The 17,326-nt window shown below is 55.6% G+C and carries 20 protein-coding genes; 10 read left to right on the forward strand and 10 right to left on the reverse strand.

The genetic code is table 11. The features are described from left to right. Nucleotides 1-13 precede the first annotated feature (13 nt). From AC2FNU_RS03785 to AC2FNU_RS03800, 4 genes are all read left to right on the forward strand, one after another. Nucleotides 14-247 carry a hypothetical protein gene (locus AC2FNU_RS03785; RefSeq protein ID WP_496784951.1) on the forward strand — a complete coding sequence of 78 codons (234 nt, stop codon included), beginning with the start codon at nt 14-16 and terminating at the stop codon, nt 245-247. A 55-nt stretch (nt 248-302) separates the two neighbouring features. Then, nucleotides 303-587: a helix-turn-helix domain-containing protein gene (locus AC2FNU_RS03790; protein ID WP_496784953.1), complete on the forward strand. Its 285-nt coding sequence runs from the start codon at nt 303-305 to the stop codon at nt 585-587. A 101-nt stretch (nt 588-688) separates the two neighbouring features. Beyond that, a complete protein-coding gene (locus AC2FNU_RS03795; RefSeq protein WP_496784954.1) occupies nt 689-1,465 on the forward strand; it encodes a tyrosine-type recombinase/integrase in 777 nt (258 codons plus the stop codon). A gap of 239 nt (nt 1,466-1,704) precedes the next feature. Continuing rightward, complete coding sequence (locus AC2FNU_RS03800) at nt 1,705-3,339, forward strand: APC family permease (RefSeq protein ID WP_496784956.1); 1,635 nt, start codon at nt 1,705-1,707, stop codon at nt 3,337-3,339. Nucleotides 3,340-3,387: 48 nt separating this feature from the next. Here the strand turns inward: AC2FNU_RS03800 and lon are convergent, their stop codons facing one another. The 4 genes from lon to AC2FNU_RS03820 form a co-directional block, all read right to left on the reverse strand. Continuing rightward, the gene (gene lon, locus AC2FNU_RS03805) at nt 3,388-5,796 is read right to left on the reverse strand and encodes an endopeptidase La (RefSeq protein ID WP_496784958.1); all 2,409 of its coding nucleotides are present in this window, start codon (nt 5,794-5,796) and stop codon (nt 3,388-3,390) included. Nucleotides 5,797-6,019: 223 nt separating this feature from the next. Beyond that, nucleotides 6,020-6,427 (reverse strand): DUF6636 domain-containing protein, encoded by a 408-nt coding sequence (locus tag AC2FNU_RS03810; RefSeq protein ID WP_496784960.1) that lies wholly within the window; start codon nt 6,425-6,427, stop codon nt 6,020-6,022. 92 nt (nt 6,428-6,519) lie between these two features. Next, nucleotides 6,520-7,650, reverse strand: a complete 1,131-nt coding sequence (gene tgt / locus AC2FNU_RS03815) for a tRNA guanosine(34) transglycosylase Tgt (RefSeq protein WP_496784962.1) — start codon at nt 7,648-7,650, stop codon at nt 6,520-6,522. A gap of 63 nt (nt 7,651-7,713) precedes the next feature. Next, complete coding sequence (locus AC2FNU_RS03820) at nt 7,714-8,625, reverse strand: nucleoside hydrolase (RefSeq protein WP_496784964.1); 912 nt, start codon at nt 8,623-8,625, stop codon at nt 7,714-7,716. 175 nt (nt 8,626-8,800) lie between these two features. Here AC2FNU_RS03820 and AC2FNU_RS03825 point away from each other — a divergent pair, with 175 nt between their 5' ends. The 3 genes from AC2FNU_RS03825 (at nt 8,801) to AC2FNU_RS03835 (ending at nt 10,426) form a co-directional block, all read left to right on the forward strand. After that, nucleotides 8,801-9,691, forward strand: coding sequence for an SPFH domain-containing protein (locus AC2FNU_RS03825; RefSeq protein WP_480798886.1), 891 nt, complete (start codon nt 8,801-8,803; stop codon nt 9,689-9,691). Further along, nucleotides 9,691-9,969, forward strand: coding sequence for an NfeD family protein (locus AC2FNU_RS03830; protein ID WP_496784968.1), 279 nt, complete (start codon nt 9,691-9,693; stop codon nt 9,967-9,969). Before AC2FNU_RS03825 ends, AC2FNU_RS03830 begins: the two co-directional genes overlap by 1 nt. Before the next feature lie 94 nt (nt 9,970-10,063). Then, the gene (locus tag AC2FNU_RS03835; protein WP_171089759.1) at nt 10,064-10,426 is read left to right on the forward strand and encodes an SUF system Fe-S cluster assembly protein; all 363 of its coding nucleotides are present in this window, start codon (nt 10,064-10,066) and stop codon (nt 10,424-10,426) included. A gap of 40 nt (nt 10,427-10,466) precedes the next feature. Here AC2FNU_RS03835 and AC2FNU_RS03840 read toward each other — a convergent pair whose 3' ends face one another. After that, nucleotides 10,467-10,808 (reverse strand): hypothetical protein, encoded by a 342-nt coding sequence (locus AC2FNU_RS03840; RefSeq protein ID WP_496784971.1) that lies wholly within the window; start codon nt 10,806-10,808, stop codon nt 10,467-10,469. Between the two features lie 216 nt (nt 10,809-11,024). On the opposite strand from AC2FNU_RS03840, the gene AC2FNU_RS03845 reads away from it, so the two are divergent. Both AC2FNU_RS03845 and tpiA read left to right on the forward strand, forming a co-directional pair. Then, on the forward strand, nt 11,025-11,390 hold the full coding sequence (locus AC2FNU_RS03845; RefSeq protein WP_496784973.1) for a HesB/IscA family protein: 366 nt from the start codon (nt 11,025-11,027) through the stop codon (nt 11,388-11,390). A 109-nt stretch (nt 11,391-11,499) separates the two neighbouring features. Next, nucleotides 11,500-12,249 carry a triose-phosphate isomerase gene (tpiA, locus tag AC2FNU_RS03850; RefSeq protein ID WP_496784975.1) on the forward strand — a complete coding sequence of 250 codons (750 nt, stop codon included), beginning with the start codon at nt 11,500-11,502 and terminating at the stop codon, nt 12,247-12,249. A gap of 9 nt (nt 12,250-12,258) precedes the next feature. Here the strand turns inward: tpiA and AC2FNU_RS03855 are convergent, their stop codons facing one another. Next, nucleotides 12,259-12,705 carry a nucleoside deaminase gene (locus AC2FNU_RS03855; RefSeq protein WP_496784977.1) on the reverse strand — a complete coding sequence of 149 codons (447 nt, stop codon included), beginning with the start codon at nt 12,703-12,705 and terminating at the stop codon, nt 12,259-12,261. Nucleotides 12,706-12,770: 65 nt separating this feature from the next. Next, nucleotides 12,771-13,082 (reverse strand): DMT family transporter, encoded by a 312-nt coding sequence (locus AC2FNU_RS03860; RefSeq protein WP_496784980.1) that lies wholly within the window; start codon nt 13,080-13,082, stop codon nt 12,771-12,773. A 193-nt stretch (nt 13,083-13,275) separates the two neighbouring features. Between AC2FNU_RS03860 and AC2FNU_RS03865 the strand changes: the two genes are divergently transcribed. Next, nucleotides 13,276-14,100, forward strand: a complete 825-nt coding sequence (locus AC2FNU_RS03865; protein ID WP_496784983.1) for a hypothetical protein — start codon at nt 13,276-13,278, stop codon at nt 14,098-14,100. Between the two features lie 50 nt (nt 14,101-14,150). On the opposite strand, the gene AC2FNU_RS03870 is transcribed toward AC2FNU_RS03865, so the two are convergent. The 3 genes from AC2FNU_RS03870 to AC2FNU_RS03880 all read right to left on the reverse strand — a co-directional run bounded on the left by AC2FNU_RS03870 (nt 14,151) and on the right by AC2FNU_RS03880 (nt 17,318). Continuing rightward, a complete protein-coding gene (locus tag AC2FNU_RS03870) occupies nt 14,151-15,527 on the reverse strand; it encodes a TRAP transporter large permease (protein WP_496784987.1) in 1,377 nt (458 codons plus the stop codon). Next, the gene (locus AC2FNU_RS03875; RefSeq protein WP_496784989.1) at nt 15,527-16,204 is read right to left on the reverse strand and encodes a TRAP transporter small permease; all 678 of its coding nucleotides are present in this window, start codon (nt 16,202-16,204) and stop codon (nt 15,527-15,529) included. The genes AC2FNU_RS03870 and AC2FNU_RS03875 overlap by 1 nt, the downstream gene beginning before the upstream one ends. 112 nt (nt 16,205-16,316) lie before the next feature. After that, nucleotides 16,317-17,318 (reverse strand): DctP family TRAP transporter solute-binding subunit, encoded by a 1,002-nt coding sequence (locus AC2FNU_RS03880; RefSeq protein WP_496784993.1) that lies wholly within the window; start codon nt 17,316-17,318, stop codon nt 16,317-16,319. Nucleotides 17,319-17,326 lie beyond the last annotated feature (8 nt).

Below are 17,326 nucleotides of genomic sequence, written 5' to 3' on the forward strand. Positions count from 1 at the left end.
GAGGAACGGACGGATGGTAGACGAGGCAACAATCATCAAACGGCGCGTGGAAGCCTGTGCGATGCAAGCACAAATGAATGCCGCGAACCATGGGGGAGACGCAGCAACGGCAGCAGCCGACCTCATGTGTGCCTTCGTCCTGCTGTCGGTGAAGTCAGGTGCTGACCCAGATCGAGCACGTGAAGTGATGTGGGAAAACGCAAAGGTGGTTGTGGCTGATTTCTGGCCAAACGCCACCATCAACTAAGGCCCCGCCCCATGTCCCCGCTCTACGTCAAAGAACACAGGAAAAGGAGGGTAAGATGACGCCAGCAAAACCCTACACACCAGATGACCTTGCCACTCGCTGGGGATGCTCCGGTGAAACCGTCCGTCAAATGGCCAAACGTGGCGAATTGAGATTTTTTCGCGTCGGGCGCATGATCCGCATACCTATCGACGCTGTGGAGGAATACGAATCATGCCAGACATCAAGCTTGGACACTTGCGAGGCGGATTCTGCGTCTACTGGACAAACGACGATGGCAAGCGAGCCCGTCATAAGCTTAACGCACGCAACCGAAAGGAAGCGGAAGCGGAAGCAATAGACCTTTACCGGCGCAAGGCGCACACAGCCAAAGGGCAGACGGTCCAGGAGTTGTGGGATGCATATCTGAAAGACCGCAAGGGCCGCTCTATCGCTGAGACCATGAAATACACCGGGAAAGCAGTCCTGCCGCATTTCGGCGCGCTTCGCCCGGATCAGATCGACGCCGAACACAGTAGAAGCTACGCGGACAGTAGGCGTAAAGCTGGGATAAAGGATGGCTCCATATGGACAGAGTTGGGACACCTGCGCTCTGTCATGAACTGGGCTTACAAGCATGGAATGATAAACCGCTCTCCAGTCATCGAGCGCCCATCCAAGCCCGCACCGAAAGAAAGATACCTCACCAGATCCGAGATTGACCGCCTATTGTCGGCCAAGTGCGAACCCCACATCCGCCTTGCCATGATCCTAATGCTGTCAACAGCAGCGCGCGTTGGCGCGGTCTTGGAGCTGACTTGGGACCGGGTGGACATGGATAGAGGTCAAATCAATCTACGCGCAGGCGATACACAGACCCGAAAAGGACGCGCTGTGGTGCCAATCAATGCGGGACTGCGCGCAGCCTTACAGGAAGCCCGTAAGGCCGCTCTGAGCGACTATGTGATTGAATGGGGCGGCGGTCCGGTAAAGAGCATCCGCAAAGGCATTGTAAACGCGGCTGAGCGTGCAGAGGTTCCCAACGTCAGTCCCCATGTGTTCCGGCACACAGCAGCAGTTCACATGGCCGAGGCGGGCGTACCTATGAGCGAGATCAGCCAGTACCTCGGACACTCCAACGTTCAGGTCACAGAACGCGTGTATGCTCGGTACAGCCCAGACCACCTGCGAAGAGCGGCGGATGTCGTGGACTTCACCGCAGTTCGGGGCGTCAACTAAAACTCAAAAAGAAGTGCTCCCTGGTTCACTGAACTGGAACACGTTGGACAAACCCGGAATCATTGGCGAACACAAAGCATAAGAAGTGTGCCATTGACGAAATATCAATATCTTGGCGAGGGGCATCTTTTTTCACATCGAAGATGTCAGGAGTTCAAATCTCTTATCACCCACCATTCCCATTCTCAGATTACGCTTGAAATTGAAAGGCTTGCCAGCGCGCGACCTCGGTGACTATCGTGCACTATCGGCCAATCCTTGTGTCGATCACAAAGTCAGAGGTCATCATGGCGGAGCTTAAGCGAGACATTGGCCTGATCGGACTGACCTTCATTTCTGTTGGAGGAATCATCGGTTCGGGCTGGTTGTTCGGCCCCCTTCTGGCTGTTCAGCACGCCGGGCCTGCGGCTATCCTCTCTTGGTTGATCGGTGCGGCTGCGATGTTCATTTTGGCGATCACGTTCGCAGAGATCTCAGCCATGCTGCCTATTCCAGGCGGAATTGCCCGGGTCCCGCAGTTTTCGCACGGCAATATCGTTTCGATGGCCATGGGGTGGACGGCATGGATCGGGTATAACACCACTGCCCCCATCGAAGTGGAGGCGATGCTAAAGTATCTGGCCCCTTACGCCCCCTGGCTGCACGCTGCCGATACCGGCGACCTGACGGGCGCGGGAATTTTCGTCGCCCTTGTCTTCATGCTGCTTTTCGTTGCAGTCAACGCGCTTGGCGTCAAGTTCTTCACACAGGTCAACGCGGCACTGACCTGGGCTAAAATAGCTATTCCGGTGATCCTGTCTGCATTGCTGGTGGCCAGCCGGTTCAACGCTGACAACTTCACACAACCAGACGGGTTTGCCCCTTATGGGTTGCAGGGAATCATGGCAGCCGTTTCGACCGGAGGCGTCATTTTCTCGTTCATAGGCTTCCGCCATGTTGTTGATATGGCAGGCGAAGTGCGAAACCCAAAATTTGCAATCCCCGCGGCACTCGTCTTATCGATCATCCTGTGCGCCGCAATTTATCTTGGCCTCCAGGTTGCCTTCATCGGCGCGCTGGATCCATCACAACTTACCAATGGTTGGGCGCAGTTGAGTTTTGGCGGCGAAGGTCCTTTGGATGCTGTGATTATGTCGGTCGGATTGGTCTGGTTCATCAGTCTGTTGAATGTCGGATCCGTCGTCGGCCCCTTTGGCAACGGATTGGTCGCAACCGGGTCGAATGCCCGGATTGCCCTTGCGCTGTCTCAAAACGGTTTCCTGCCAAAACGCTTGCAAAACCTGTCTTCGTTTGGGGTTCCGGTCTGGGCCTTGGCGTTGAATTTTCTAATCGGGACCCTGTTCCTGTTGACCGTTCCATTTACCACCGTCATTGCCCTGAACGGGGCCGCGATTGTTTTGTCGTTCGCCGTTGGCCCAATCGCCGTCGTTTGCTTAAGGGATTTGCTTCCAGATCAACCCCGTTCGATCCGCATTCCAGCGGTGCGTCTGGTGGCGATGATGGCTTTCGCCATTGCAACACTGATAGTGTATTGGAGCGGTTGGGACACCGTCTGGCGCCTTGGTATCGCGCTGATCGTCGGAAAAATTCTGCTGCTTATCCGGTTTAAAGGGCGTCTGGATGAAATGGATCTGACCGAAGCCGTTTGGTTGATGCCCTATTTTGCCGGGCTCGGGCTAATCTCATTCTTGGGTCAATTCGGCACCGGGGCATTGAAACAGATCCCGTTTGGGTGGGATATTCTGCTTTGCGTCGTATTTTCCGCGATCATCTTCGCGCTGGCCATACGCTCGGCACTGTCGGACGAAAAATTCATGAAATACATTGCGGAAGAAGAGATACTTGATCCAAAAAAGCCTGTAATCGGGCTATGAAAAAGGCAGAGCATCGCTCTGCCTTTATCCATTCTTTGCATGCGCAGCCTAGTGCGCCGTGGCAGATGCATCCGCGGATTTGGTCGAAGCAGCAGCTGCAGCCGCAGCTTCTTCTGCCGCCTCATCCCACTCGATCGGCTCGGGCGTACGCACCAGCGCCTGTTCGAGAACTTCTGAGACATGCTTGACAGGGATGATGTCCAACCCTTCCTTCACATTGTCCGGGATATCCGCCAGATCCTTTTCGTTCTCTTCCGGGATCAGAACCGTCTTGATACCCCCGCGCAGGGCCGCCAGCAGTTTTTCTTTCAAACCACCAATCGGCATTGCGTTCCCGCGCAGCGAAACCTCACCGGTCATGGCGATGTCTTTCCGCACTGGGATGCCGGTCAGCACGGAAACAATCGATGTCACCATAGCAAGACCTGCCGACGGACCATCCTTGGGCGTCGCCCCATCCGGCACGTGGACGTGAATGTCGATCTTGTCGAACTGTGGCGGCTTCACCCCGATTTTGGGCGAGATGGACCGCACGTAAGACGAAGCCGCATCGATGGATTCCTTCATCACATCGCCCAGCTTACCGGTGGTTTTCATCCGCCCTTTGCCCGGAAGTTTCAGCGCTTCGATATGCAAAAGGTCGCCCCCAACCGAGGTCCAGGCCAAACCCGTTACAACGCCGATCTGATCATCCTGCTCGGCCAGCCCATAACGGAACTTCGGAACACCCAAGAACTCATCCAGATTTTCCGGCGTGACTTCAACGGTTTCCGCCTCTTTCTTGATGATCTTTGTCAGCGATTTCCGCGCCACCTTGGCGATTTCACGTTCAAGGTTTCGAACGCCCGCCTCACGGGTGTAGGTGCGGATGATCTTTTGCAGCGCTTCATCGGTCAGTTCAAATTCCTTGGCTTTCAGACCATGGTTTTTGACCTGCTTGCTGATCAGGTGCTGCTTGGCGATCTCGCTCTTTTCCTCTTCGGTGTAACCGGCCAGCGGAATGATCTCCATCCGGTCCAGCAAAGGCCCGGGCATGTTGTAGCTGTTCGATGTGGTCAGGAACATCACGTTGGACAGGTCATATTCGACCTCAAGGTAGTGGTCCATGAACGTGTTGTTCTGCTCAGGATCGAGCACTTCCAGCATCGCCGAGGCCGGGTCGCCACGGAAATCCTGCCCCATCTTGTCGATTTCATCCAACAAGATCAGAGGGTTCGTGGTTTTCGCCTTTTTCAGCGCCTGAATGATCTTGCCGGGCATCGAACCGATATAGGTCCGACGGTGGCCCCGAATCTCGGATTCGTCGCGCACACCGCCCAAGCTGATGCGAATGAACTCGCGCCCCGTGGCTTTGGCAACCGACTTGCCCAGCGAGGTCTTACCGACACCCGGAGGGCCAACAAGGCACAGGATCGGGCCTTTCAGCTTTTTCGAACGCTGCTGAACCGCAAGGTACTCAACAATACGCTCTTTGACCTTTTCAAGCCCATAGTGATCGGCATCCAGAATGTCCTGCGCGCGACCCAGATCCTTTTTGACGCGGGATTTGGTGCCCCACGGCAATGACAGAATCCAATCCAGATAGTTGCGCACAACAGTGGCCTCAGCCGACATCGGGCTCATGTTGCGCAGCTTCTTCAGCTCGCCCTCGGCCTTTTCGCGCGCCTCTTTCGACAGCTTGGTCTCAGCGATTTTCTCTTCCAGCTCGGCAACTTCGTTGCTGCCGTCCTCGCCATCGCCAAGTTCCTTCTGAATGGCCTTCATCTGCTCATTCAGATAATATTCGCGCTGCGTCTTCTCCATCTGGGATTTGACTCGGGTCTTGATCTTTTTCTCGACCTGCAGAACCGACATTTCGCCCTGCATCAGGCCATAGACCTTCTCAAGCCGCTCACTGACGCTGAGGGTTTCCAACAGTTCCTGCTTTTGCTCAACCTCAATGCCCAAGTGACCCGATACGAGGTCAGCCAGCTTGGCAGGCTCGGTTGTTTCACCCACGGCCGCCAGCGCTTCTTCGGGAATGTTCTTGCGCACTTTGGCATAGCGCTCGAACTCATCCGCGACAGTGCGCAGCAGGGCTTCGGTTGTGGTTACGTCACCAGGGATTTCGGTCAGATATTCGGCGCGGGCTTCGAAAAACTGGTCGTTTTCAAGAAACTCGGTGATTTGCACACGTGCCTGCCCTTCGACCAGCACCTTAACGGTGCCATCGGGCAATTTCAGCAGTTGCAGCACATTGGCCAGAACGCCCGAGCGATAGATACCGTCTATGTCGGGATCATCAACGCCGGGGTCGATCTGGCTGGACAACAGAATTTGCTTGTCATCCTGCATCACCTCTTCCAGCGCGCGGACCGATTTGTCTCGGCCTACAAAAAGAGGCACGATCATATGCGGGAATACCACAATATCGCGCAGCGGCAGGACGGGGTATGAGGAATTCAGAGGCTCTTGCATGCTCTATCCTTATCGTTGGCAAGACGGCTCTCGTCCCTCATCGAGGCAACATTTGGCCGTCTCCTGTCTTGGACGATAAAGGTGGGGCCTCATCGCCCTTTTTCAACCTTACCGCCGTGTATCGTGTCTCAGCATGAACCGAGGTTTTCAGGACTGCAAGACGTCCAAGGAACATATCCACCGAAATTAGCACGACATGCATAGACAACGCGCAACTCAAAGGTCAGAACACCCGCTGTACGGCGCGCGACAAGAAAAAACCGTGACCGTCTTGGTTGCGGCATTCCAGACCTTTTGTCGAAGAACTGCAGGTGAATCCTCCGAACTGTCCTGTGACGCCGTATTCCGCACGGTCATAGCCGTCTTTGTTACGATTGAGCGGCTGGCACAATATCTCGACCGGGCCAGTGTTGAACATCAGGAAATCATGCCCCCAGTCTGATTGACAATTCGCAGGGCGCGGCAGCGCAGGTGGGCCCGATTTTTCTATGATCGTGCATTGAATATCCGAGGACGAAGCACTTTCCCCGACCGAGCACTGAATGTTTTCGGAAGGGGTTTCGAAGGTCCAGACATCTGAAATGGCAGGTGTCGCGCAGAAAATTGCTGCGCCAAAAATAAGGCGAAACATGTTAAGTTCTCCGGATTGCAGACTTAAATGGCATTGCTTGAAGTTATTCTAGAATACCGGAAATCCACGCAATTGTCACCCGAAGTGGAAAGTCACAGGGGCTCGATATCCCCTTGCGCACGCTGCGCGTGAAACTCGGCCAGCCAGGCGTCGAAGGTACCCGCAGCAATAGCATCACGCATGCCCTGCATGATCTCTTGGAAGTAATGCAGGTTGTGCCAGGTCAGCAACATGCCCGAGATCATCTCGTTGGCGCGAAACACATGGTGCAAATAGGCGCGCGAGTAGTTCGAACAGGCGGGACATGTGCAGTTTTCATCCAGCGGCCGCGGGTCATCCGCATGGCGGGCGTTTTTGATGTTGACCACGCCGCGACGCGTGAACACTTGCCCGGTGCGACCCGAACGGGACGGCAGAACGCAATCCATCATGTCGATCCCACGCGCGACGGCGCCGACGATATCGTCGGGCTTACCAACACCCATCAGGTAACGCGGTTTGTCTTCAGGCAGAAAACCCGGGGCGTAGTCGAGGCAGCCGAACATGGCCTCCTGCCCCTCGCCCACGGCCAGCCCGCCCACTGCATAGCCTTCGAACCCAATGGATTTAAGTGCTTCGGCGCTTTCTTCGCGCAGGTCCTGTTCCAGACCACCTTGCATAATACCGAACAGGGCGTGACCCGGACGATCCCCAAACGCGTCACGCGACCGTTCGGCCCAACGCATCGACAAGCGCATAGACTCGGCGATGCGGTTGCGGTCGGCGGGCAGCGCAGGACATTCGTCAAAGCACATCACGATGTCCGACCCCAGCAAGCGCTGAATCTCCATTGACCGCTCGGGCGTCAGCTCATGCTTTGACCCATCGATATGAGATTTGAAGGTCACACCTTTTTCGGTCAACTTGCGCAGCCCGGCCAGAGACATGACCTGAAACCCGCCCGAGTCGGTCAGAATGGGGCGGTCCCAGTTCATGAACTTGTGCAACCCTCCCAAACGATCAATCCGTTCCGCCGTTGGACGCAGCATCAGGTGATAGGTGTTGCCCAACAGAATATCCGCACCCGTCGCGCGCACGCTTTCGGGCATCATCGCTTTCACCGTCGCGGCCGTGCCGACCGGCATGAAGGCCGGGGTGCGAACCTCTCCGCGCGGCGTGCTGATCACACCTGTACGCGCTTTGCCGTCTGTTGCCTTGAGCTCAAATGAGAATGTCTGCGTCATGTCATCGCCTCGGATCGCCGAACCGGGCAGGCTTTGCCCGATCCGTTCCGTCTTTGCAACCCGTCAGGGCAACGAGGCCACGCAGTCCGTGAACAGACGCACAACCCCTGCCCCGTCCACATCGCGACACACCCGGATTGCGGGTCGTTCAGGGTCCGGTTTAGTCGCCCCCATTTGATCGCCGTCGGTGACAACCCGCAGCCCGGTTTCAACCATGTCGAACATGGATTGATGGGAACACGCAATCACCGCTGTTGAATCATGCAGGCCGCAGCCTTCCAGCCCCCCGATCTCTTTATAGAACTTCAGATAGAACCGAGAGATGTCGCACAGAAATGAACCCATATCGGGTGAGTTTTGCGCCAGCGCTTCAAAGTCCGCTGTTTCGTATAGCGTCTTCAACGTCACATCCAATCCGACCAGAACAGTGTTTGGCGGCGCGGAAAAGACCTCTTCGGCGGCAAGAGCGTCGTGATAGATATTGGCTTCGGCGTGGTGGGTGACGTTACCCGGGCAATAAACTGCGCCCCCCATGATCACCAGTTCGCGCAGATTGCCTGCAAATTCCGGGTCCAGACGCATCGCGTTGGCAATATTGGTCAAAGGACCTACGGCGCAGACCACCAGTTCGCCCTTATGAGCTTGGGCCATTTCAACCAGAAATTCGGCTGCTGGCAGCGCGTGGTTCTGTCCGATATCGGGGATTTCTGTAATGTCTCCAAAGCCTTCGGGTCCATGAACATGCTCGGATGGGGCATGTGTGTCAGCCCCCAAAGGAACCGCAGCACCTTCGGCCACAGGCAGGTTCAACCCAAGTTTATGCAACAGGAACCGTGCATTGCGGCTGGATTGATGGACATACGTATTACCGAAAACGGTCGTTAGTCCGATCAGGTTGATTTCAGGCGCAGCGGCGGCATAAGCAATGGCCATGGCATCGTCGATGCCGGGATCAGTGTCGATAATCAGTTTCATCCCCGCCCGATATCGCAAACGTGGTGGGATGCAAAGCGGTCACAGAGACAAATTTCCAGACGACATTCACGTTTTCAGGCATTTGCATACCGCTCCAATCCACTCATACCAGAGTTGAAATCGGGCGACTCAATCCCCACATGTATACCATAGTACACAAAAATAAGAGGACAGAATGACCGAAGATCAAATCATTGGGTTGATTTCGTCAAACATCATTTACCTGCTGGCCGCAGTGCTGGTGATTGTCGTTATTCTCAAGGGCATCAAGATCGTGCCGCAATCCGAGAAGTTTGTAGTTGAACGGTTTGGCCGTCTTCATTCGGTGCTTGGCCCCGGTATCAACTTTATCGTTCCGTTTCTGGACGTTGCACGGCACAAGATCTCGATCCTCGAGCGCCAGTTGCCCAATGCGACACAAGACGCGATCACCAAAGACAACGTTTTGGTGCAGATTGATACCTCGGTCTTCTACCGTATTCTCGAGCCGGAAAAGACAGTCTACCGCATTCGCGATGTGGACGGCGCGATTGCGACCACCGTTGCCGGTATCGTACGGGCAGAGATCGGAAAGATGGACTTGGACGAAGTGCAGTCTAACCGCGCGCAGTTGATCACGCGCATCCAGGAAAGCGTTGAAACTGCAGTGGATGACTGGGGAATCGAAGTGACCCGTGCCGAGATTCTGGATGTGAATCTGGATCAGGCGACCCGCGACGCCATGCTGCAACAGCTGAACGCAGAGCGCGCGCGCCGTGCGCAAGTGACCGAAGCCGAAGGCCAGAAGCGCGCTGTTGAGCTGCAGGCCGATGCCGAACTTTATGCGGCTGAACAATCCGCCAAAGCCCGTCGCATTCAGGCCGAAGCCGAAGCCTATGCCACGGGCGTTGTCGCGAAGGCCATTCAGGACAACGGCATCGAAGCAGCCCAGTATCAGGTTGCTTTGAAACAGGTTGAAGCCCTTAATGCATTGGGCAACGGCACCGGCAAACAGACAATTGTGGTGCCAGCCAACGCTTTGGAAGCCTTTGGAGATGCGTTCAAAATGCTCAAAGGAGGAAGATGATGGCCGACCCATTCTGGCTGACGTGGTGGATCTGGCTCGCCGCCGCACTTGCGCTTGGTATCCTTGAAATCGTTCTGCCCGGATTCATCTTTCTGGGCTTCGCCATCGGCGCAGCGATCACGGGTCTGATCCTGATCATTCCGGGCCTGTCACTGTCCCTGCCCGTCCTTCTGCTGGTCTTCGCGGTGCTGTCGCTGATCGCATGGCTTGTGTTGCGCAAACTCTTTGCGTTGCCCCATGGGCAGGTCAAAACCTTCAAACACGATATCAATGACTGAATCGCGGTGGCGCTCGTCTGAGCGCCACGCCACCACTGGACGCTGTTGCGGCTATTCCCTATATAATCACTCAGGCAACTGACCCGAGGCAAAGATGACTCACCCGAGCGAACAGTTTGAAGGCACACCGCTGATTGCGCCGTCGACAATAGAACACCCATTGTACGACGCCGTGGTCGAAGCGTGCCGCACGGTTTATGACCCGGAAATTCCGGTCAACATCTACGATCTCGGCTTGATCTACACGATTGATATTACTGCGGATAACGCAGTTAAGGTGATCATGACGCTGACCGCACCCGGCTGCCCGGTCGCCGGTGACATGCCTGGCTGGATCATGGAAGCGATCGAACCGGTTGCCGGTGTCAAAGAAGTTGACGTCGAACTGACCTGGGAACCGCCCTGGGGCATGGAGATGATGTCAGACGAGGCGCGACTGGAACTGGGCTTTATGTAAGCCTAAAGCCCTGCGCTTTGCCTGTTTGTCCGAACGTAGATCAATTGAGATTACAGGTTTCCTTGATTTCTGCCGCTCGGGCGTCCAGCGCTTTGACATAGTCACCAGACAGCATTTGCAAGTGTTTGTGTTCGGTTCCCGTAACCAGACCCAGCAAAGCCCCGGCAGGCGTGAGCGCGGCAACGCTTTCCAATTGCTTGTCCTCGGCATGTTTCTTTTCCGCCTCAATGGCGCGCAGATCGCCCTCGGCTGTTGCACAGTTGACCGGATGCCTTTCTGCGTCTGTAGCGGCTGATACATCCCCGGATGCGAAACCGGTAAGCGCCAGAAGAAACGCCGATCCTTGCAAAATAGATTTAAAAACACTCCGTAACTTATTCATAATAAATCCTTTCCCATCCCAATCCGCAATTTCCCAGCACAGCCGATTGTGTGTTCAAACACAGCTAAACCCGCTTTCTGGCTCAATGCAAGGTTGCAGGGTGTCAGCCCTGGACCACAACATGAGCGTTCTTGAACAACTCTTTAACCCAGTCGATCTTGAGCCCGCGACCAATGAGCCCTAAATTGGGTAGGACGCGCGACAACGGAGATTTACATGTTCGGCATCCCCGGCAAACAGGCTGTGACCATGACGCCCAAAGCCGCAGAGCAGATTACCCGCCTGATGAATTCGGGCGGACACGCTGGTTTGCGTATTGGTGTCAAGAAAGGCGGCTGCGCAGGCATGGAATACACCATGGAATATGTGGATCAGGCAGATCCGCATGACGAGGTTGTCGAACAGGATGGCGCACGGGTGATGATCGCACCGATGGCGCAGATGTTCCTGTTCGGAACCGAGATCGATTACGAAGTGTCGCTGCTGGAATCAGGGTTCAAGTTCAAGAACCCGAACGTCGTTGATTCATGCGGCTGCGGTGAATCGATCAAATTCGACGAGAACATCGCCCAGCAAAGCTAGACCATTGTTCACGTTTGGTCCTGTGTCAGTCTCGCAAGCGGAATTGTAAGATCACGCAGACAGTGCTATCCGCATCCTTAAATCATCGAATGATCAGGGAGATACGGGTATGCGGCGGAAGCTGGCGGCTGGAAACTGGAAGATGAACGGAACCGGCGCGGCGCTGAGTGAGCTTGAGGCGTTGTCACAAAGCCACCCCGAAGCCTCAGTCGATGTTCTGATCTGCCCGCCAACCACGTTGCTCAGCCGTGCCGCCGATACTGTGGCGGGCTCGGCGATAAAAGTTGGCGGTCAGGATTGCCACGCCGAGCATTCCGGGGCGCATACCGGCGATATCAGCGCAGATATGCTTCTGGATGCCGGTGCGACTTCGGTCATCCTTGGTCATTCCGAACGGCGCGTGGATCACGGTGAGCATGACGAGGATGTGCGCGCCAAGGCGCGTGCGGCAATGGATGCTGGCCTGAAAGCGATCATTTGCGTCGGTGAAAGTCTGGAACAGCGCGAGGCCGCCAACACGCTCGACATAATCGGTGGCCAGATGTCGGGCTCGATCCCGGACCAGTCTACCGGTGAAAATCTGATCGTAGCATATGAACCGATCTGGGCGATTGGCACCGGGAAAGTCCCGACTCTGGAAGAGATCGGAGAAGTTCACGACTTCATGCGCGCGCGGTTGGAGCGTCGCTTTGGCGAAGGTGTGGGCAGGTCTGTGAGACTGCTCTACGGTGGGTCCGTCAAACCCAGCAACGCAGCCGACATCTTTGCAGTCTCGAATGTGGATGGTGCTCTGGTCGGTGGGGCCAGTCTGAAAGCCGCGGATTTCTCGGGCATCATTCAGGCGCTGGAACGCATCTGACCCCGGTCGTTATTCCGCAATATCTTCTGCCCAAAGCTCGGGCTTTTCTTCGATAAACCGTCGCATCAGCGCGATGCAGTCGGGGTCGTCGGCAATAACAACTTCGACCCCGCGCTCACGCAGGAACTCTTCATTGCCTCCGAAGTTTTGCGTGTCACCGATCACGACACGCGGGATACCAAACTGAACGATGGTGCCCGAGCACATCATGCAGGGCGATAACGAGGTATAGAGAACCGTATCGCGATACGTTTTCTGACGCCCGGCTTTGCGCAACGCATCCATTTCCCCGTGCGCGATGGGGTCGCCGCCCTGCACACGCTGATTGCGACCTTGCGATACAACTTCGCCCCTCCGCGCCAGAACAGAGCCGATGGGGCACCCACCCTCGTCAAATCCGGCTTTGGCTTCTTCGTAGGCCACGCGCAGTAATCGCTTGTCGGTCTCGGTCAGCATTCCAGGCTCCAGTTCCTGAGTTTCCCGCAGACTGCCCAAGACCGGTGACTTGGTCAACGCAGGGCTTAGGCCAGTTTCATCACGACCAGACCGGTCACGATCAATATCGCTGCAGCAATTCGTGCAGGTGTCAGGGCTTCGCCCAGAAACAGGATACCCACGCTGAATGCCCCGACGGCACCAATCCCGGTCCAGATCGTATAGGCTGTGCCCAATGGCAATTCTCGCATGGCAAGTGCCAGCAGACCGAAAGAGCCGATCATCGAAACGCCCATAATGGCCGTCGGCCAAAGCCGTGTGAAGCCCGCCGATTGTTTCATGGCGACCGCCCATACGATTTCGAGCGCACCAGCAAAAAGAAGAAGGATCCAGGGCATAAGACAACCTCACATCTGTTCGGGTCGTCCCGAATGATGTCCCAGAATGGGGAGGTCGTCCTCGTAGCGTTAGATAAACTCTCTTGACCGGGTTTCAAGAGGATGCAAGGTGCTCAGCGTTACAAGCATCGGCAACAGATACGTTTTTGCCAACAGGTGCGATCGGAAGAACTTACTTAGGTAAGGAAAAAATATGGAAAACGCCGTCCTTAAGGCACCTAAAACATGCATCATCTGCATGAAATGGGGTAACGAGTTCGGCCCCGACTACGTCAATCTGCTGTTTCGCGCCATTCAGGACCACATAGCGTTGGACCACGATTTCATCTGTATTACCGACAACGCCGAAGGGTTGAAGCCGGGTATCAAGGTTGCGCCACTTGCCTTCCCCCATCTCGACAGAGACCAGTGGGTTCACGGCAAATGGCCCAAGCTGTTGATGTTCGAAAGAAAGATCGTCGGAGATTACGACGCCGCACTCTTTCTTGATTTGGATATTGTGGTCACTGGACAGTTGGATCCGTTGTTGACGATAATGTTGAAAAGAGGCGGCCTGTACCTGATGCCCAAGTTTCGCGGTCTGGTATGGCGCATGATCCCCGCCTCGATCTGGGACCGGATTCCGTGGTTCATGAACAAAGTCACCCGAGGAAATTCGTCAATTGTTGGATATGTCCCAGCAGAGCAGTTTCATCTGTACGATGACTTTGTAAAAGACAGGGATTTGCCGAAATATAGGAACGATCAGAACTATATCTCGGCATTGGCAACAAACCGGAAATGCTATCCCAAGAACTGGTGCATAGGTATCGTCCATCTGGTCTACTACTGGCCGTTTGGTTTGATCTTCAAAAAATACAGAAAGCGCCCCAAAAGGCCTAAGATCGTAATCTTCAACGGTCGCCCGAACCCGGGTGAGTTGGTAAACGACAGCATCGGTTATTGGGGCTCACGCCGCCGTCGCGCTTTTGGGGGGATCGAGTGGGTTGCAGATTACCTGAAAAAATACGGCTCATAAACAAGGCCGGGTCTGGCAAAGACCCGGCCTTTCTTTTGCAGCCAAACCCTCTAGTTCGTCACGATTTCCGGTCCCATGAACGTGTTGGGCAGGAAGGTCGAAATCCACGGAATGTATGTCACCATGATCAGGAAGACGAAGAGCACGGCCAGGAATGGCAACGCCGCCTTCACAACGCTCATCATCGGCATACCCGCCACGCCCGAGGTTACGAACAGGTTCAGACCGACCGGAGGCGTGATCATCCCGATCTCCATGTTCACCACCATGATGATACCCAGATGGATCGGATCAATGCCCAACTCGATGGCAATCGGGAACACCAACGGTGCCACGATGACCAACAGGCCCGACGGCTCCATGAACTGACCACCGATCAGCAGGATCACGTTCACCACGATCAGGAACGTCACTGGCCCCAGACCCGCCGACAGCATCGCTTCGGCAATGTGCTGCGGCACTTGCTCGTCCGTCAGCACGTGCTTGAGGATCAGCGCGTTGGCGATGACGAACAACAGCGTGACAGTCAGCTTACCAGCCTCGAAAAGCGTGTGCTTCGTATCGGGATGAAAGAACGCCGTTACCAGCGCATAAGGCTTTTTCAGCAGCGACAGGTTGGATTGGCCTTCCTCTGTGCTGAGCGGCCCCATGTCTTTGTAGACAAAGCTGGCGATAAAGAACGCGTAGACGGCAGCGACAGCAGCAGCCTCGGTCGGGGTAAAGATGCCCCCGTAGATACCGCCCAGAATGATGACGATCAGGAACAGGCCCCAACCGGCCTCACGCGCCGAGGTAAAGACCTCTCCCCACCCTTTCCAGTCGCCTTTGGGCAGGTTTTTGACCTTGGCCATGACGTAGATGGTGATCATCAGCATCAGACCCGCCATCAGGCCCGGAATGACACCCGCCAAGAACATACGCCCGACCGAAACTTCGACAGCCGCGGCATACACAACCATCACGATAGAAGGCGGGATCAGAATGCCCAGCGTGCCGGCGTTACAGATCACGCCTGCGGCGAATTCCTTGGAATAGCCAACCTGCCGCATCCCGGCGATGACAATAGAACCGATAGCAACCACAGTCGCCGGAGACGAACCGGACAGGGCTGCGAAAAGCATACAAGCAAACACGCCCGCAATCGCCAGACCACCGGGCAAATGCCCCACACAGGCAATCGAAAAGCGAATGATCCGCCGCGCCACGCCGCCGGTCGTCATGAAGGACGAGGCCAGAATGAAGAACGGAATCGCCAGCAGGGTAAAGTGGCCCTCGAACGCCTCGAACAATGTACCTGCGACCGACGCCAGCGAACTGTCCGAATAGATCAGCAGGAACAGGGTCGAGCTGAGGCCAAGCGCGACCGCAATCGGAACACCGATCAGCAACAGGCCGATGACCATCGAGAAGAGAAGAATGACGTCCATCAGTTATGCTCTCCTTGCTGAGCGCGGACTTCTTCGATCTCGTCCTCGACTTCGTGGCTGGCGACAAGGCGATCCGTCTCGCCACGCCAGATTTGAACGGCGACCTGCGCAAAGCGGATGACCAGCAGCAGCATCGACAAAGGCAGGATGAAATAAGGAACAACTTTGGGAAGTTTTTCGTAGTATTCGCCATAGTTGATCATGTCTTCCAGAAACCGCAGCGGGGCCACCATCGGAATGTCGTCGACCTCATAAAAACTCTGGCTGCGCGCGTCGAAATTGAACCCGGTCGGGAACCAGCGCCCGGATGTGGGCGGCAGATCGGCAAAGACGGCCCAATAGTCATAGGCCCCTTTCAGCATCAGCAAAGAAAACACCAGGCAGCAGCCCACTGCGATCAGTGCCAGAATACGCCGTGGTGCTGGCGACAACATGTTCAGAATGGCATCCACACCCAAATGCGCGTGTTTCTTCACCGCATAAGACGCACCCAGCAGCACCAGCCAGCCAAAGGTGAACACCGTCAGCTCGAGCGCCCAGAGGATATTGGAATTAAAAACAAACCGCGCAATCACGTTGGCAAAGGTTACGACCGTCATCAGGCCCAACAGCAACGCAATCAGGGTTTCTTCGATATGGTCGACCAGCCCGCCTTGGCCGGATTTCGCACCAGACATCTATCTGTCCCCGCATTTTTTGTGATGAGAGAGTGTTGGGCGGGCCATGTCAGCCCGCCCGGCCTTCGCGTCGAATACTCCCCAGTCCCCAGACGCGTGGCCTCGATCCGGTTTAGAAACCGGCGTTGATGGCCTGTGCGGCGTCGATCTTGTCCTGACCAACGTCACCGGCGAACTGATCCCAAACAGGCTTCATCGCATCAACCCACGCCTGACGCTGTTCAGGTGTCAGCTCACGAATGATACCACCCGCATCAGTGATCGAGGCTTTGGCTGCTTCGTTCACGGCAAAGGCTTCTTTGTTCCGGGTTTCGGTCACTTCGGCCAGAATGGTCGTGAACTGATCACGCACGTCCGGGTCCAGACTGTCGAGCCAGTCGACCGAGGTTACAACCAGATAGTCGATGATACCGTGGTTGGTCTCGGTGATACCGTCCTGAACTTCGAAGAACTTCTTGCCATAGATGTTCGACCAGGTGTTCTCCTGCCCATCCACAACACCTTGTTGCAGCGCGCCGTAAACTTCCGAGAACGCCATTTTCTGCGGGCTGCCACCGATCGCTTCCATCTGTGCAACCAACACGTCCGAGGACTGCACGCGGAACTTCAGGCCATTGGCGTCCGACGGATCGACCAACGGCTTGTTGGCCGACATTTGCTTCATGCCGTTGTGCCAGAAGGCCAGCCCCTGCAATCCACGACGCTGCATGCTGTCTTTCATCGCCTGACCTTCGGCCGACGCCTGGAACGCGTCCACAGCATCGATGTTCTTGAACATGAACGGCAGGTCGAACAGGCGGAATTGCTTGGTGAACTTTTCGAACTTGGACAAGGAAGGTGCAGCCAGTTGCACGTCGCCTTGCAGCATTGCCTCAAGCACCTTGTCATCGTTGTAGAGGGTCGAGTTCGGATAAACCTCCATGCACATTACGCCGTTCATCTCGTCATTGACGCGCTGTTCCAGCAGCGAGGCCGCGATGCCTTTCGGGTGCTTGTCGGTGTTCGTCACATGCGCGAACTTCACAACAATCTCACCGTCATCACACGCCGCCATACCCGCAGTTGCGGTCACTGTCAGCGCCAGAGCCGTTGCAGCTGTTGTCAAAATCTTCATCTGTTTTC

Source organism: Ruegeria sp. BHSB064 (assembly GCF_059613205.1).